This is a genomic window from Marisediminitalea alba (assembly GCF_002993365.1).
Classification (GTDB): Bacteria; Pseudomonadota; Gammaproteobacteria; order Enterobacterales; family Alteromonadaceae; genus Alteromonas; species Alteromonas alba.
Map to the genome: position 1 here is coordinate 1 of NZ_PVNP01000020.1, position 14,868 is coordinate 14,868.

The following is a 14,868-nucleotide window of genomic DNA, read 5'->3' on the forward strand; positions in this document are numbered from 1 at the left end:
ACTGCTAAAGGAGAGTGGCAGAGTCTATAACAAATATGAGCACCGAAATACCCTGGAGGGCATACTTTACCGAATGCGTACCGGCATTCAGTGGCGGGATTTGCCATCTGAATTTGGTCTCTGGAATACGGTCTACCGACGATTTAATTTATGGTCGAAGAAAGGCATATTGCAAAAGTTATTTGAAAGCTTAGCCTCCGAGGGTGACCCAGAATGGTTGTTTCTTGATGGTAGTATAGTTAAAGCGCATCAGGATAGTAGCGGTGCAGCGGGTAAACAAGATGAGGCCATCGGAAAAAGTCGAGGTGGTAACTCAACGAAAATTCACCTTGCGGTAGATAGCGGTGGCCTGCCCGTTTATTTTGAACTATCCGGTGGTCAAGTGAACGACATCGTACATGCACAAAGTCTGATAATAAACTCCCCACAAGCCGATATTGTTTGTGCTGATAAAGGCTATGACAGTGAAGCTTTTAGAGCTTACGTAGAAGAAAGTGGAGCAGATGCCAATATTCCACGCAAACGAAATAACAAATTAGGTAATGACGATATGGACTGGTGCCTGTATCGATATAGGCATCTTGTTGAAAACGCGTTTTTGAGGATAAAAAGGTACCGGGCAATATCAACAAGATACGACAAGCTAGCTCGAAACTATAGCAGTACAGTCGCATTGGCATTCATGATGATGTGGCTACCAATGTACTGCTGAACAAATAATGTTCAAAGATCAACAGCCTCTAGACTTTTGTTTAAGCTAAGCACAGTAGCCGATGGTCTTATACGTGACGCTATGAAATACCTTATTCGTATTTAGAAGTCAGTGTGAACGAAGATAAGACTAACGGGTTGGTGAAGCAAAGGTGCACTCTACCCCGCCGAAGCTGGGGCAACAGCGATCTGAAACTGGATTATTATCCGGTTAGTTAAGCAGCGGGACGATTTTCCATGTCGGGTCAGAAGTATCGGATTCCCTATGTCTGATCCGCGTCTTCACCTTCAAGCTGCTGTTCTTTCAGCTCAAGTTCTTTAACTTCCGCTTTAATTTGCGTGCGAAGCTTGTCGTGCTGCTCTCTGGTGAGCGGATAGATTTTGTTGATATAGCATCTAAACGGCAATGAGTCAGGCGTGTAGATAAAGTCAGTACCTTCACTGAGAGAGTTGCCAAAACGGCGGTGCAGCAAAATACCCGGGGCAAAGGCAATTTCATTGCAGCGAGGCACCAGTTTCACCAGGTAGTGACGCATGGGAGAACTGCGAAGGATCAGATATTCATCACTGAGTTCGGCGTAGCTGTCGAGCCTGAAGGCGCTGACAGTATGGTCGCGCTCAAGGGATTCATCCGCCACAAACTGCTCCACCAGCGTTACCATCTCGCTGTTAGTTAAACGCGGTGTTGCACACCCGGCTAACATCAGTACTGCTGTCGCTAATAGCCAATATCGCTTCATAATATACCTTTTTAAAAACATTAACGTTGCCGGTTCGACAACCTGCCAGCCCAATAATTCCTTGTTTATCAGTTGCCACTGAATAGCCTAGCACGCCTTGCTTAACCCAAACTGAACAATCCGTTTTAAGTATATGAGTATTACTTAGAAACCAACAGCTTATGCTGCTATTATTAACTACATTGCGGCTAACACCCGCGCGCCACAAATAAAAAGACCGGATAAAGAGACAGCCATTGGACACCAGAGAGTTTATTCAGATACGCCGGTTTATTCTTAAGCTGGGTAAAATGCTGCACAAATACGGCACACCGGCTTTCCGCCTCGAAGCCTATTTAACCGAAGTGGCACGTTATCTGGGTGTACATGCCTCCTTTATCTCTACGCCGACGTCTTTATCAGTGGTTATCTGGAGTGATCGTCACGAAGAGGAATACAGCCATAATGCCAGGCTTGAGCCCGGTGAGCTGGATTTGAATTCGTTGTCACTTACCGACGAGCTGGCTAACTTGCTGTTGTCCGGTCAGGTAACGCTTGAGGAGGCTGACAAGCGGTTAACCGAAATTGATGCCATGCCCAGCCCCTACGGTAAACTCATAACCGGCTGTTCTTTTGGTTTATCCACCGGCGCTTTTGGCATGCTGATGGGTGCCAGCTGGTCGGAGATTTTTTGGTCAGGCCTGTTTGGTTTTGTGGTGTATTTCTGGGTGCTGTGGTCGGAACGCTCTAAACGTGTAGCTCTGATGCTTGAGCCGGTGATTGCCTATGTGGTGGCCTTTCTGGCCTGCGTGGCGAGTCGCTTTTTTGATCCGGGTATTAATATTCCTATTATTATCCTGTCATCGGTGATTATTTTTGTGCCGGGACTGGCGCTGACCATGGGGCTTGCCGAGCTCTCCTCGCGCAATATGGTATCCGGGACAGCGCGTATTATGGACGCCATGATGCAGCTGTTTAAACTGTATTTTGGAGCCTTTTTAGGGGTGGCGACCGGTTTTAGTTTATTTGGCGAAAATACCTATGCACCGGCCGAATCCCTGCCCTACTGGTCAACCTGGCTGGCCGTGGTATTGCTGGGCTTTGGCCTGGTGGCCATATTCCGCACCCGGGCCAAGCATATTCCCTGGGCGCTGGCCGCAGCGTTAATTGGCTACAGCGCCACGGCGCTAAGCTCTGATTTCTTGCCACAAAATATCGGTAGCTTTATGGGGGCATTTACCCTGGGAATCTTCGCCAATGCCTTTACCCGCATTGCAAATCAACCTGCCACCATTGTGGCTATGCACGGCCTGATTGTGCTGGTACCGGGCTCTAAAACCTATATCGGGCTGAACTCTTTTGTATCCGGGCAGGATTTTGTGAATGCCGATCATATCGGCCAGGACGTGTTTTTAATTTTTATGTCGCTGGTCGCCGGCCTCATTTTTGCCAACGTGGTGTTTCCCACCAAAAAAGCGCTCTGAGCCTAAGGCGTGTTAATCTTTGCTGTGCACTTTTGTAGCAGTCAACACGCCCTAGCCAATAATACCCAGCTCAACAGCACGCAGTACCGCACGGGTGCGGTCGCGGGCATCCAGTTTGGCCAGTATCGTCGACACCTGATTTTTTACCGTGCCTTGTGATTTAAACAGCGCCCCGGCGATTTCTTTATTGCTGCACCCGGATGCCATTAAACGCAGGATTTCCTTTTCCTTAGCCGACAGCGGTTCAACCGGTGCCGGGCCGTCGGACGCAGTATTTAAGCCCTGCAGACTGTTGATCAGGGTATTGGTAATGGCCGGCTGGATAAGCGACTCGCCGTTATGCACCGCCTCAATACCGTCGACCAGGGTTTCCAGTGACACGTCTTTTAGCAGATACCCTTTGGCACCGGCGCTCAGCGCCCCCATCAAACTCTCGTGGTCGTCAAAAGTGGTGAGCATGATAGTGGGTAGCAGTGCGCCATCCTGCTTTAAACTATTGAGGAGTTCTATACCGGTCATCCGTGGCATGCGGATATCAAGCAGCATCACGTCCACCTTGCCGGCGTTGGCTTGCAGCCAATCGCGGGCCTCTAAACCATCGTTGGCCTGCCCTGCCACTTCCACTTTGTCGGATAATGCCAGCAGGCTGCACAGCCCTTGCCGCAATAGCTGCTGATCGTCTACCACCAATACTCGAATCATCCTGGCTCCGGTATCATCAACCGGGTATGAAAACCCTGGGGGCTGGCGTTGAACTCTGCGCTACCATTGAGCTCGGCAACACGCTCTTTAATACCGGTTAAGCCATTGCCTGGCTGATATTCACCGGCAGTACCGTTATCGGTAATTTCGGTAACCAATTGATTTACCTTGCGGCTTATCTCAATGTGCAACTCACTGGCTTTCCCATGGCGGATGCTGTTGGTCAGGCTTTCCTGCACACATCGCAGTATCGTAGTGGCCTGCAACAGGCTTAGTTCCGTTAAATCACCGTCACAGTGAATGGTCACCGATATCTTATCCTGCAAGGGTGCAATCAGTTCATTTAACGCCTGCAGCAAATCCAGCGAACCATATTCGCGCATGTCCGACACGGCCTCTCGTACATCAGACAATAACAGTCTGGCAATGCTTAAGCACTGATCAATGGGCGGTCGCTGCTCGGGGGCAACGGTACGTGCGGCTACCTGTAAATGTAACGACAGCGCAGTAAGATGATGACCTACCAGATCATGGATGTCACGGGCGATGCGAGTGCGCTCATCCTTACGACTGGCCTGCTGCATCAGATCCTGTAACGCCCTGAGTTCGCGGTTTGCCTGCTCGGCCTGCTCCCGTGCCACTTCTGCCTGCTTGCGGCTTTCCATCATCATTAGCGAGAATAAATTAAAGGTCCAGAACAGGGCGGCAGTTAACCACAGTCCATTGGATTGCTCCCACACCTTTGCAAACACCAGCCAGGGTATTGCCGACCATAAAGGCGATAACCACAGCGTACGCCGGTAAGGCATAACGTACGGTAATTGCCCGGACCAGATAACCAGTAAAATGGCATTGAACTCAAACGGGCTGGCCATAAATGACGCCAGTACCAACAGATACTCAAGAGCCAGCAGAATAACTCTGACTGAAGTATCGTGGCGGTAGGGCTCATCGCGGGTGACAAACAGGAATGTCAGCGCAAACAGCACAAATATCGCCAGCGTAGCAAACAGGTTCACCGGCCCGAGGCGACTGGAACCACTCATCAGCCAGGCATTCGCTACTGCCACTACGGCAATGGTGATAATTGCCACCAGTAGTTCGGAGTCAATTTTAGGGAAGTATTTTTTCATAACTGCCAGTATTGGCGAATCGCCGGACAATTGGAATAGGCCAAAAGTCATCTTTTCGATTGTGACTTTTGCCACTACGGCCAACCAGGCTGTAACGGTAGTCTGCTTAACACAAGGTTAAGGAGATTTCGTTATGCACTCTATTCAACAAGGCTTACTGTACTTACATATATTTACCGGGGGTTTAGGCCTGCTGTTATTCTGGATCCCCATTTTTGGCCGCAAGGGCGGCTTTAACCATCGCCGGTTTGGCGTGTACTTTCGCCGCACTATGCTGACCTCGGTGATAAGCGGGGTCATACTCGCGCTGTTCTGGATTGTTGTGCCTACGGTGGTTCATCCGGAGTTGTTGGATAACCCCAAGGCTATCCCGTATTTTCAGCGTTTTGGTGCCTTCTTAGTGCACTTAGGCCTGGTGATGTACACCTCTTTAATGGGGGGGCAATGGGCGCTTGAAGCTAAGCATAGCCGAGACTCACTGCGTACTCCGGCGCGAGTTGCGCCGGCTGTTTTACTGGTGTTTACCAGCATTGGTTCAGGTTACCTTGGGATTAGGCACGAGCAGGTATTAATGATGGTCTTTGCGCCGCTGGGCCTGATGATTGCCTGGGGTCAGTTGCGTTTTATTTTTGCTAAAGAGGTCGAGCCTAAAGCCTGGTTGGTGGAACACCTTTCTGGCTATATCGGCACCGGCATTGGTGCATACACGGCCTTTTTTGCCTTCGGTGGCCGCACGTTGTTTAGTGATATTGGTGCCTGGCAGTATGCTTTTTGGATCCTGCCCGGTGTTATTGGCAATTTCGCCGTGGTTTTACTGGCCCGTAAATACCGCGGAAACAGCAAATCTCAGGTGCAAACCCCTTCACTACCGGCGCAATCAGGTACCGCGCAGTAAAAAGACACCTTGCTCAGACTCATCGGTGAGTACATTGTCTTCGGAGCGGTCTTTCAGGCCAACGCCCGTCAGCTGTTTAGCCCGGGCGTTTTCCATTAAATACAGGCAACGCGTGGCGGCTTTTTCCGGGGCCAACCCCTCTGGCCGCACGTTTGAAATGCAATTGCGTTTGGCATCATCACAGCCTCGTTTCGGCTGCCAGGTAAGATAAATCCCCAGGCTGTCCGGCGAACTTAAGCCAGGCCGCTCACCTATTAGCACCACCACCATTTGCGCATTGAGCGCTACGGCAATGTCGTCACCAATAGCCACTCTTCCCTGTTCCACTATGGTTAGTGGTGACAGGGTCCACGCAGGCTGGCTGGTTTCCAGCTGCGCCAGTAAAGCCGTTAAAAACGGTACACCTTGCTGCATTACCGCAGTGGCCGAGAGCCCATCGGCAATCACAATAGCCAGATCGAATGATTCCTTTTCACGCAGCTTTTGCAAAGAGTAAGTACTTGCTTCATTAAGTTTCCTCCCCAGATCAGGACGCTGCAAATACACCAGGCGGTCCTCTGCCTCGCTTTTCACGCTTTGGAGTGTTAACGGTTGTTGATGGTAGCTCAGCGCTGCCAGTTGCTCACATAACAGTTCACCGTTTAACGGGCTGTGTACCGCATCAATGGCCTGGGCATGCGCAAGCTGAAATTTAAGTAATTCACTGGTGGGCAGGCTGGTACCGGCCCGGCCAAGCCCGATCCGTGCTGCGGTTAGTTCGCGTAACTGTTGCCAGGTATCGGGATGCAGGTGTTGCTCCTGGTTACTCATGGCTTACCTCCATTGTGCGGCAGCGCCGCGGCAAATCGGCCCGGTAGTTTTTCGGCTAATAGCTGATTGCCACTATCGGTGAAGATTTTCTGTTGCTTCAGCCAGGTATCAAATTCAGGCGCCGGGCGAGCGCCGAACAGCTGACGGATATACAGCGCGTCATGAAACGAGGTGGTCTGGTAGTTCAGCATGATATCGTCGGAGCCCGGGATACCCATAATAAACTGGCAATGGGCGCTGGCAAGTAAGGTGAGCAGGTTATCCATATCATTCTGGTCGGCCTGGGCATGGTTGGTGTAGCAGATATCACAGCCCATGGGTAAACCTAACAGCTTGCCACAAAAGTGGTCCTCTAAACCTGCCCGGATAATTTGTTTGCCATCAAACAGGTATTCCGGCCCGATAAAACCCACCACGGTATTGATAAGCAGCGGGTCCAGTACTCTGGCCAGGCCGTAAGCCCGGGCCTCGCAGGTTTGCTGGTCGACCCCGTGATGGCCATTGGCCGATAACGCGCTGCCCTGGCCGGTTTCAAAATACATTACATTGTTACCCACCGTCCCTCGCTTAAGCGATAACGCAGCCTCGCGAGCTTCCTGCAGAATAGCCAGAGAAACGCCAAAACTACTGTTAGTCACTTCGGTGCCGCCAATCGACTGAAACACTAAATCGACCGGTGCGCGGCGCTCGATGGCTTCAATGGTGTTAGTAACGTGGGTCAGCACGCAGGACTGGGTAGGAATGTCGTACTGATTGATCAGTTCATCAAGCATGTTGAGCAGTTTTATGGTCTGCGCCACATTGTCGGTTGCCGGGTTAATGCCAATCACCGCATCACCACTGCCGTACATCAGGCCATCAAAGATTGATGCCGCAATACCGTTTAAGTCATCAGTGGGGTGATTGGGTTGTAAGCGGGTAGAAAAGTGGCCGGGCACGCCAATGGTGTTGCGAAATGCGGTGATCACCTCACATTTTCTGGCCACCAGGATCAGATCCTGATTGCGCATAATTTTGCTCACCGCGGCTACCATCTCCGGGGTCAGCCCCAGACACACATCCTGCAACACAGTGGCATCGGTGGACTCAAGCAATAACCAGTTGCGTAACTCACCCACGGTTAAACTGGCCACCGGAGCAAACGCTTCGCTGTCATGGGTATCAATGATCAGTCGCGTTACTTCATCTTGCTCGTAGGGAATAACGGTTTCGTTTAAAAAGGTGCTCAGGGGAAGTTCGGCCAGGACCATTTGCGCTACCACGCGTTCCTCCGCAGTGGCCGCAGCCACACCGGCCAGTTGGTCGCCGGAGCGCAGTGGTGAGGCTTTTGCCATCACCTCGGCTAAATCCTTAAACCGATACGTGAGCTGGCCGAGTGTGTAGCGATATTCTGCCATAGCAACTCTCCCTGTAAGTGAGCTTCAATTCATCATGCCCGCGCGGCGATACATTTGCAATCGCTACCAGACGGCGGAATTTCACTTACCGGTAGCGCATCGTACGCATTTACTGTTTAATTAATACTCAACACAAGGAATCGACGATCAGGAAGTCACAATGAAATATCTAATATCTCTATTAATGCTGGCAGCTTGCCTAAATTTTAACTTAACTGCGGTAACTTAACTGGACAGGCACTCGCAGACGAGTACCAGGCTAAAATTCTGGATTCTGCCTTATTGGGCTACTGGTACGGTGAAAGTATTCCCATCCCCATTGGCGGTAGAATGGTTAACAGCCGGTTTACCTACCTCTTTTTAGACAGCGGCCAGATGTATATGGGCCCGGAAGCAGCAGTGGAAAAAGCGGCGAAGAATCAGCAAGGTACCGCCTTAGATAGCGAGGTAAGGACAGGCACCTGGACTGTTGAAGACGGTGTCTTGCTGGTGAAATGGGACAATGGTGCCAATACCAAACGCCGTTACCGGATAAACGGTAACGCCATGGAAATGCTTAATAATAAAGGAAAAGTGGTTACCGCTTATCAGCGATAAGAGCTTTTTTGACATGGACAGGCACTCTTTAAATACTCAGGGTCATGTAGATTCAGCTCTATGAATCAGGCAATTGTTTCTGCGCTTTTTTATGACTCAGAGGGGGAACTACAGTATTTAGTCTTTCAAATGCGTGGGAAGCCTGTTGAATGTCCGTCAGTCGCTTTTCGCTAAATGTCTGGTGATACGGAATGAAATGGTGTTGCTGTAATAATAAAGTTTGGCTTAAAAGAGCATGAAAGCTCTAAGCGCAGTCTGCATATTTCCTGCGTCGCCTGATTAATTTGTCAAGGCTTACCGATGATTTAAACGCTGTCTCGATACCGGTTACCATCTCATTCCAATCATTGTTCGCGAGTCCAACCCGGGTAAGAATGGGTGAAGCTGAATCATCAATTTTGCCTTTCTTGTTGGGTTGTATATGACGACCTGACAGTTCCACCAATTCAATATAGTCCTGTAGCTGAAAAGGCAAACCGTCAGGTATTGTGTTACATGGGTTCCCCGCGAACGGCAGTAGTTGAGCGGGTTGTCGATTCGATTTGGCCGCATTGATGCGTTTTTGAATACTGGTATGGTTTGATTCTTCTGGAGTATTAGCCAAACAGGCTCGTACTGGATTTAAGTCAACATACGCCATGCAGGCGGCTAACGATGCTTCATCCAGGAGCGCCTGTGATTTAAACCGCCCTTCCCAGAAATGACCGGTGCAATCATCTTCTTTATTGGCCCGACGGGCGATGTATTCGTTAAGTAACCGCATAAACCAGCTGATATCGTACAATCGTGTACGGTAAATTTCAGCCAGGCTTTTGATTGTTTCAATTTCCGCTTCAGACAATGTAGTAGACTGAACAGGGTCAATGTAACGTTGCGACAACAACATGCCTTTGTAGAGTTGGTGCCACCGCCTGATGACGTCTCTAACGCTTAACGAATCGGCTTTTTGTTTGTTAATACGTAAAACCACATGGGTGTGGTTACTCATTACCGCATAAGCACACACGTCAACACAAAACACTTCTGCCAAAAACAGTAATCTGTCTTCTACCCACTGCCTGCGATGCTCGTAGCTTCTTCCTGTTTGATTATCTTCACCACATAAATACGCCCGACGAACACAGCGGGAAACACAGTGATAATAGGGTGTATCTGAGAGGTTGATTAGGCTTTTACGGGGTCTGGGCACAATGTTTCACTAGAATTAGAAAAGTCGTGTGTTCATTGTGCTGATATTAAGAAAAAATCCTACTGGTCCTGAGTCTAGAGAGTGACTGTCTTTGCATAACATTGCATAACAGTAACGGCATGGAAATGCTTTACTTTGACTTGTTTGAATTTTCAGCCAATCGTATTGACTTCCCCCCCGAAAAATTAGACTTTAGTGTCAATTAACTAAGAAGGATCTTATTTTTGATGAAGCGTTTTTTCATTATTGCTGTATTCTCTTTCTATTTCTCAACAGCTTATGCTCAGAAATCTCCTGGCACTCCAGAGGCACAGACTTTAGAAGGAGTATTTGATCGTTGTGTCACAAATTATTCTGGAACCGATTTAAGCTTCTGCGTTTCCTACGGGTTTAAATATCAAACTGTAGAAACGTCTTTTGATACACCTAACGGCTACAAAATACAGTTCAAGTCAGACATCATAGAAAGTGGATCGGCAAGACTCAAAGTTGAACACTACGACATTAAAGCATTTTGCACTGGTTGCACGCCAATAATTGCGGAAGTAGGAGATGAACTACCCGAGCTAGCTGCGGGATTCAAAGAGGGCGTTTTTCAGGCCCATAAAAATAGCAAGTTTTATTCGAGGACGTTGAGTCAAAACGGTGTTTCTTATGACTCCGAGTTTACCCCTAACGTTGGGACGCAACGAATAGATTCACTACCGTTTTAGTAGTTTATAGTCGAAGATGTAACCGCCTGTCCATATTGAAACAGAGTGTGACTGTCTCAATATGAAAAGGGGAGGGCTTTACGTTACTGCAAAGCCCTGCTCCGTTCTAACACACTGCAGCAAACGCCTTTGCTGTCGCATCAAGATTGCGGGTGTTCAGGCCCGCTACGCACATGCGGCCGCTGGCAATAAGATAAACGCCAAACTCGTCTTTCAGGCGTTTAATTTGTTCCGGGCTGAAGCCGGTGTAACTAAACATCCCCACTTGCGCCGCCAGATAGCTGAAATCCACATCCGGGCGCAGCTCGCCAAGTTTGGCAACCAGTTGCTGACGCATAATGTGCATGCGCTCGCGCATAGCTTCCAGTTCGGTTTTCCACTCATCGGTCAGTGCATCGCTCGCCAGTACGTGGTTAACCAGGCGCGCGCCGAAAGACGGCGGCGTAGAGTAATTTGTCCGGACGGTAAACTTAAGCTGACCCTGAACAGTTTCGGCGGTTTCCGGTGATTCACACACCACATACAACGCTCCAACACGCTCACTGTACAGAGAGAAAATTTTCGAGAATGACTGCGCTAACAGGAATGGCTGACCAGACTCCGCCATCAGTTTAATGGCCTGAGTATCTTCGTTTAAACCAAAACCGAAGCCCTGATAAGCCATATCGAAAAAGGCCAGCAGGTTGCGCTGTTTAACCACGTCCACAACCTGTTGCCACTGCTCGTTGGTCAGGTCGATACCCGTTGGGTTATGGCAACACGGATGCAGCAGTACAATGGCTTTTTCCGGCAGTTGATTTAAATCTTCCAGCATGCCGCTGAAATCGAGCATTTTAGTTTGCGGGTTGTAGTAGCGATAAGTATTCACCTTCACGCCCGCGCCTTTGAAGATAGAGTGATGGTTTTCCCAGGTCGGGTCACTCACCCATAGCTCTGAATCGGGGAAATAGCGCTTGAGTAAATCAGCGCCTACTTTCAGTGCACCTGAGCCGCCCAGGCTCTGTGTTGATGCTAAGCGACTGTCCACTAATGGTAGTGCATCACCAAAGGCCAGCGATTTTACTGCTACGCGGTAATCCGGTAAGCCGTCCATCGGCAGGTAAACGGGCGATGCCGGTGGGTTGTCTGCCGCCCACACTTTGGCCTTATCAACACTGCTAAAGTTTGGCACTTTACCGTCTTCATCAAAATAAAACCCGATGGTGAGATTCACTTTGTCCTCACGGGGATCTTTCATGAATTGTTCAACCAGCGAGAAAATCGGGTCGCCGGCATAGGCATCGACATGTTCAAACATAGTATTTCCTTAGCGTGACTGTCTCTTGGGAGCAGTTTTTAATTTATCTATTGGCCAGTTTAAGCTAAATAACGGTCTTTACGGTGGTTAAATGCTATCAGAATATTCAGTACCACCGCGCCCAATACAGAAGCGATCAATGCCGGAATGCTCACTACAAAGAACGCCGCACACACCACCAGCACATCTACCCCCATTTGCAGGTACCCGGCACGGAAGCCGGTTTTATCCTGAATGTAGAGCGCTAGAATAGTTACGCCGCCAAGGCTGGCACCGTGGCGGAACAATACCACAAAGCCGGTGCCCATGAGCAGATTGCCAAACAGGGTTGAGTAAAATAAATCCAGCTCACCAAACTGAATAAACGCCGGATGAATATGAGTAAACAACGACACCAATGACACGGTAGCAAAGGTCTTAAGCGTAAAAACCACTCCCATTTTCTTTAGCGCCAGAATATAAAACGGAATATTCACTAAAAAGAAGGCTACGCCAAAGCTCATGGGCGACAGGTAATCAATCAAAAAGGCCATCCCTGCAGTACTGCCGGTAAGCGCGCCAACCTCACGCAATAAAATAGCCCCGAACGAAACTAAAATGGTACCGGTGATCAGGGCCAGAACATCTTCTACCCAACTGTGCCGAATGGACTTCGGCTGACTGATTGCTGCTTCACTCATTATTTTACCCACGGAATGACCAAAAATTAAACCGTGAGAAATATAGCACAATAAAATCATATTGTGCGCAAATTTTACATTTATTGCGCAAACTGTGCGTTAAACAGTTATTTTTGCGGCATTACAACCAAACACCATCCTCTTTAAGGCGTTCCAACACCACCGCGGTGCGGATATGTCCCACCGTTTTGTGAGCGGCCAGGTCGCTGATCAGCGCCGATAAGTCACTCAGCTCCGCCACCGCCACTTTAAGAATAAAATCGGCATTACCGGTGGTTTTATACATGTCCAGAATAGCCGGGGTTTGTTTAACCAATTCATAAAAGGCGGTGACAGCCTCGGGTGAGGCTTCAGCAAGGGTAATTTCCAGTACCGATGATATATCCAGATTAAGCGCGGCCGGTGAAATTCGGGCACTGTAGCCGATGATGTATTTTTGCTGCTCAAGGTGAATTCGGCGGCGGGAGATTTGCGAAGCAGACAGGCCCACCAGTTCGCCTAACTCCTGATTAGTCAGGCGGCCGTTCTGGCGCAGGAGTTTTAGGATCTGTTTATCGTAATCATCAATATCATGCATGATGTGTGCAAATTTCCGTGCAGTTTGAGTTTATCGTGCAAGCTTAGCGCGAATGCGCAATGAGATCATGCAATGATTCAATCGCCGGCAGTTGATGCTCCGGCTGATAGAATAACCGGTTAAGACGGCCGAGGAAATTTACCTTACGATTGGGATCCTGCGGTTTTACCCGCCGTTCACTGCTGGTTTGCAAAAACTCCTGCGGGCGCAAATTCAGTTCGCGAATCTCATCGGTGGTAATACCCTGGCCATAAACCGTGCTCAGAATACGCTCCGTTTTACTTTCCATAATCGGCATAATTTCATTAGCGTAAAGTTCGCTAATGGGTTCGCCAATGGCTTCCAGCGAATGATTAATCGCCGCCCATAACTCATCGTGAGTATAGTGCGCATCACCCGGCGAGTAGTAACCCATGACTTCCCACTCAAATTCGGCATTACTGGCCGCAATGGAGCTATCCACCGTTGGCGAAAAAGACAGGTCCGGCCGTGCACCGATGTTATAAGCGTCTACCGACAGGCCAATACAAATCACCAGGTCACCCATTACCGCAGGGTTGCGGTAGAGCGCTTCAAAGGCCGCCCGTTTTACCCCCATCCAGCCGTAAATCATTGGCTTTTGCTGAGCAAAATGGCGCACTTCATGGGGCAGATCTTCACCGTACTTTTCCACCAGCAGCGGCATGGGATCCGCTTCTAACTGGCTCTCCGGTACCCAGACTTCGTACTCCAGGCGATTATCGGCTTTACCCCGGCTCTTAATACCGTAGGAAAGGTTGACCGGGCGGCAAATACTGCGGTCTTCATCCACCCGATGAAAATACTCCGAACGTAACCGTTTAATAAACGGGGCATCCAGACCGGCCAGTGCGGCAGTAGGATAACGGTAACCACAGTCACTATGCTCAACAGTGGTAAGTCCTGGCACACGCTCAGTTAAGGCATGTTTCAATCCTTTAAACAGATGGTAGTCAGGCAGAATGATGCTGCGCTCCGGCTCAATGGTAAATCGTTCGCCGGTTTCGCTGATAAACTTGGGAGTCTTACTGAATTCATAGTTGCCGAGCCCTGACTGCTCAATAGCAAGGTCTCGCAAACGGGCAATTTCCAAAAACAACGCTTCATGGTTGCGAATATGTTTTAACAGCGGTCGTTCCATCTACTCACATCTGGATTAATTAAAGCCTGTTAGCCAGTCTGCCAGAAATAGCACCAGAGGTTAAGCACTTAAGTAGCGGCCGGAATTGACGCTGCACACACCACAGCATTGCCATTCGGTAAGTAGCTCAATACAGCCGCTGATAGCCACATCCTGGCGGCAGGGTTGGGCAAGCATTTTGATTCGGGCTTTCGGTAACCGGCACATCAGCTCCAGTGTTCTGCCAGTATCCGCCGATTCGGTGATCACGCCCGAGGTGTAGCCATAAAGTAAGCGCATCAGCCCGGAGCGCAGGCGAGGCGTTACGCCGCTGTGCGATGTGCCCCAGTTGGTATTATGCATTAACCCGGCAACGTTGCCGCGTAAACCCGACAACAGGTTAGCCATGGAGGCAGCCTGGATATACTGATCGTCCACCGCCAGAACAATTTCACCGGGATGACTTTGCATATAACGCTTTAATTCGGGCACCGCCAGCCATACACTGCTGGCTCGCAGGGTTTTAATGGTTAAATGCGGGTGTGCCGGTAAACGGCAGGACGAGTGCTCCTTGCTGTTGAGCAGCAGTAATTCCACATGCACGCCACTCATCAACAGTCCGTCAATCAGCTGTCGGGTAAGTTCAGCGTCTTCGCAGCCATCACATTCCGTATAGGATGCAAAGACAGCAAGGCGCTCCAATGAATGCTCTACAGAAAAATACATGCTGCCCTCGATATTAGTGATATCAGCTTAGGGCAGAGTTAACCACATCCAGACAAACATTTCATTAACATTTAAATAACAATTAGCAATATATTAACGA

General features: G+C 49.4%; 16 protein-coding genes. 5 read left to right on the forward strand and 11 right to left on the reverse strand.

The features are described 5' to 3' along the window. Nucleotide 1 precedes the first annotated feature (1 nt). The gene (locus tag C6Y40_RS02990; protein WP_170308393.1) at nucleotides 2–712 is read left to right on the forward strand and encodes an IS5 family transposase; all 711 of its coding nucleotides are present in this window, start codon (nucleotides 2–4) and stop codon (nucleotides 710–712) included. Between the two features lie 262 nt (nucleotides 713–974). On the opposite strand, the gene C6Y40_RS02995 is transcribed toward C6Y40_RS02990, so the two are convergent. Then, the gene (locus tag C6Y40_RS02995; protein ID WP_146129480.1) at nucleotides 975–1,451 is read right to left on the reverse strand and encodes a DUF6491 family protein; all 477 of its coding nucleotides are present in this window, start codon (nucleotides 1,449–1,451) and stop codon (nucleotides 975–977) included. A gap of 236 nt (nucleotides 1,452–1,687) precedes the next feature. On the opposite strand from C6Y40_RS02995, the gene C6Y40_RS03000 reads away from it, so the two are divergent. Beyond that, nucleotides 1,688–2,914, forward strand: coding sequence for a threonine/serine exporter family protein (locus tag C6Y40_RS03000; protein ID WP_105933278.1), 1,227 nt, complete (start codon nucleotides 1,688–1,690; stop codon nucleotides 2,912–2,914). A 51-nt stretch (nucleotides 2,915–2,965) separates the two neighbouring features. On the opposite strand, the gene C6Y40_RS03005 is transcribed toward C6Y40_RS03000, so the two are convergent. Together C6Y40_RS03005 and C6Y40_RS03010 are read right to left on the reverse strand one after the other, a co-directional pair. Then, nucleotides 2,966–3,616, reverse strand: coding sequence for a response regulator (locus C6Y40_RS03005; RefSeq protein WP_105933279.1), 651 nt, complete (start codon nucleotides 3,614–3,616; stop codon nucleotides 2,966–2,968). Further along, nucleotides 3,613–4,824 (reverse strand): sensor histidine kinase, encoded by a 1,212-nt coding sequence (locus tag C6Y40_RS03010; protein ID WP_146129481.1) that lies wholly within the window; start codon nucleotides 4,822–4,824, stop codon nucleotides 3,613–3,615. Before C6Y40_RS03010 ends, C6Y40_RS03005 begins: the two co-directional genes overlap by 4 nt. 58 nt (nucleotides 4,825–4,882) lie before the next feature. On the opposite strand from C6Y40_RS03010, the gene C6Y40_RS03015 reads away from it, so the two are divergent. After that, the gene (locus tag C6Y40_RS03015) at nucleotides 4,883–5,644 is read left to right on the forward strand and encodes a hypothetical protein (RefSeq protein WP_105933281.1); all 762 of its coding nucleotides are present in this window, start codon (nucleotides 4,883–4,885) and stop codon (nucleotides 5,642–5,644) included. On the opposite strand, the gene eutC is transcribed toward C6Y40_RS03015, so the two are convergent. Then, nucleotides 5,627–6,454 (reverse strand): ethanolamine ammonia-lyase subunit EutC, encoded by an 828-nt coding sequence (eutC, locus tag C6Y40_RS03020; protein ID WP_105933282.1) that lies wholly within the window; start codon nucleotides 6,452–6,454, stop codon nucleotides 5,627–5,629. The genes C6Y40_RS03015 and eutC overlap by 18 nt on opposite strands. After that, nucleotides 6,451–7,851 carry an ethanolamine ammonia-lyase subunit EutB gene (locus tag C6Y40_RS03025; RefSeq protein WP_105933283.1) on the reverse strand — a complete coding sequence of 467 codons (1,401 nt, stop codon included), beginning with the start codon at nucleotides 7,849–7,851 and terminating at the stop codon, nucleotides 6,451–6,453. Before C6Y40_RS03025 ends, eutC begins: the two co-directional genes overlap by 4 nt. Before the next feature lie 282 nt (nucleotides 7,852–8,133). On the opposite strand from C6Y40_RS03025, the gene C6Y40_RS03030 reads away from it, so the two are divergent. Then, the gene (locus tag C6Y40_RS03030; protein WP_105933284.1) at nucleotides 8,134–8,448 is read left to right on the forward strand and encodes a hypothetical protein; all 315 of its coding nucleotides are present in this window, start codon (nucleotides 8,134–8,136) and stop codon (nucleotides 8,446–8,448) included. Between the two features lie 244 nt (nucleotides 8,449–8,692). Here the strand turns inward: C6Y40_RS03030 and C6Y40_RS03035 are convergent, their stop codons facing one another. Then, nucleotides 8,693–9,637: a transposase gene (locus C6Y40_RS03035; RefSeq protein ID WP_105933285.1), complete on the reverse strand. Its 945-nt coding sequence runs from the start codon at nucleotides 9,635–9,637 to the stop codon at nucleotides 8,693–8,695. 224 nt (nucleotides 9,638–9,861) lie between these two features. Here C6Y40_RS03035 and C6Y40_RS03040 point away from each other — a divergent pair, with 224 nt between their 5' ends. Next, nucleotides 9,862–10,350 (forward strand): hypothetical protein, encoded by a 489-nt coding sequence (locus tag C6Y40_RS03040; protein ID WP_146129482.1) that lies wholly within the window; start codon nucleotides 9,862–9,864, stop codon nucleotides 10,348–10,350. Nucleotides 10,351–10,456: 106 nt separating this feature from the next. Here the strand turns inward: C6Y40_RS03040 and C6Y40_RS03045 are convergent, their stop codons facing one another. The 5 genes from C6Y40_RS03045 to C6Y40_RS03065 all read right to left on the reverse strand — a co-directional run bounded on the left by C6Y40_RS03045 (nucleotide 10,457) and on the right by C6Y40_RS03065 (nucleotide 14,768). Then, the gene (locus C6Y40_RS03045; RefSeq protein WP_105933287.1) at nucleotides 10,457–11,647 is read right to left on the reverse strand and encodes an amino acid aminotransferase; all 1,191 of its coding nucleotides are present in this window, start codon (nucleotides 11,645–11,647) and stop codon (nucleotides 10,457–10,459) included. A gap of 59 nt (nucleotides 11,648–11,706) precedes the next feature. Further along, nucleotides 11,707–12,327: a YitT family protein gene (locus C6Y40_RS03050; RefSeq protein WP_105933302.1), complete on the reverse strand. Its 621-nt coding sequence runs from the start codon at nucleotides 12,325–12,327 to the stop codon at nucleotides 11,707–11,709. Nucleotides 12,328–12,448: 121 nt separating this feature from the next. After that, nucleotides 12,449–12,904: an Lrp/AsnC family transcriptional regulator gene (locus C6Y40_RS03055; RefSeq protein ID WP_105933288.1), complete on the reverse strand. Its 456-nt coding sequence runs from the start codon at nucleotides 12,902–12,904 to the stop codon at nucleotides 12,449–12,451. Nucleotides 12,905–12,947: 43 nt separating this feature from the next. Continuing rightward, nucleotides 12,948–14,063, reverse strand: a complete 1,116-nt coding sequence (locus C6Y40_RS03060) for a hypothetical protein (protein ID WP_105933289.1) — start codon at nucleotides 14,061–14,063, stop codon at nucleotides 12,948–12,950. 60 nt (nucleotides 14,064–14,123) lie between these two features. Further along, a complete protein-coding gene (locus tag C6Y40_RS03065; RefSeq protein ID WP_105933290.1) occupies nucleotides 14,124–14,768 on the reverse strand; it encodes a hypothetical protein in 645 nt (214 codons plus the stop codon). Between the last annotated feature and the right edge of the window lie 100 nt (nucleotides 14,769–14,868).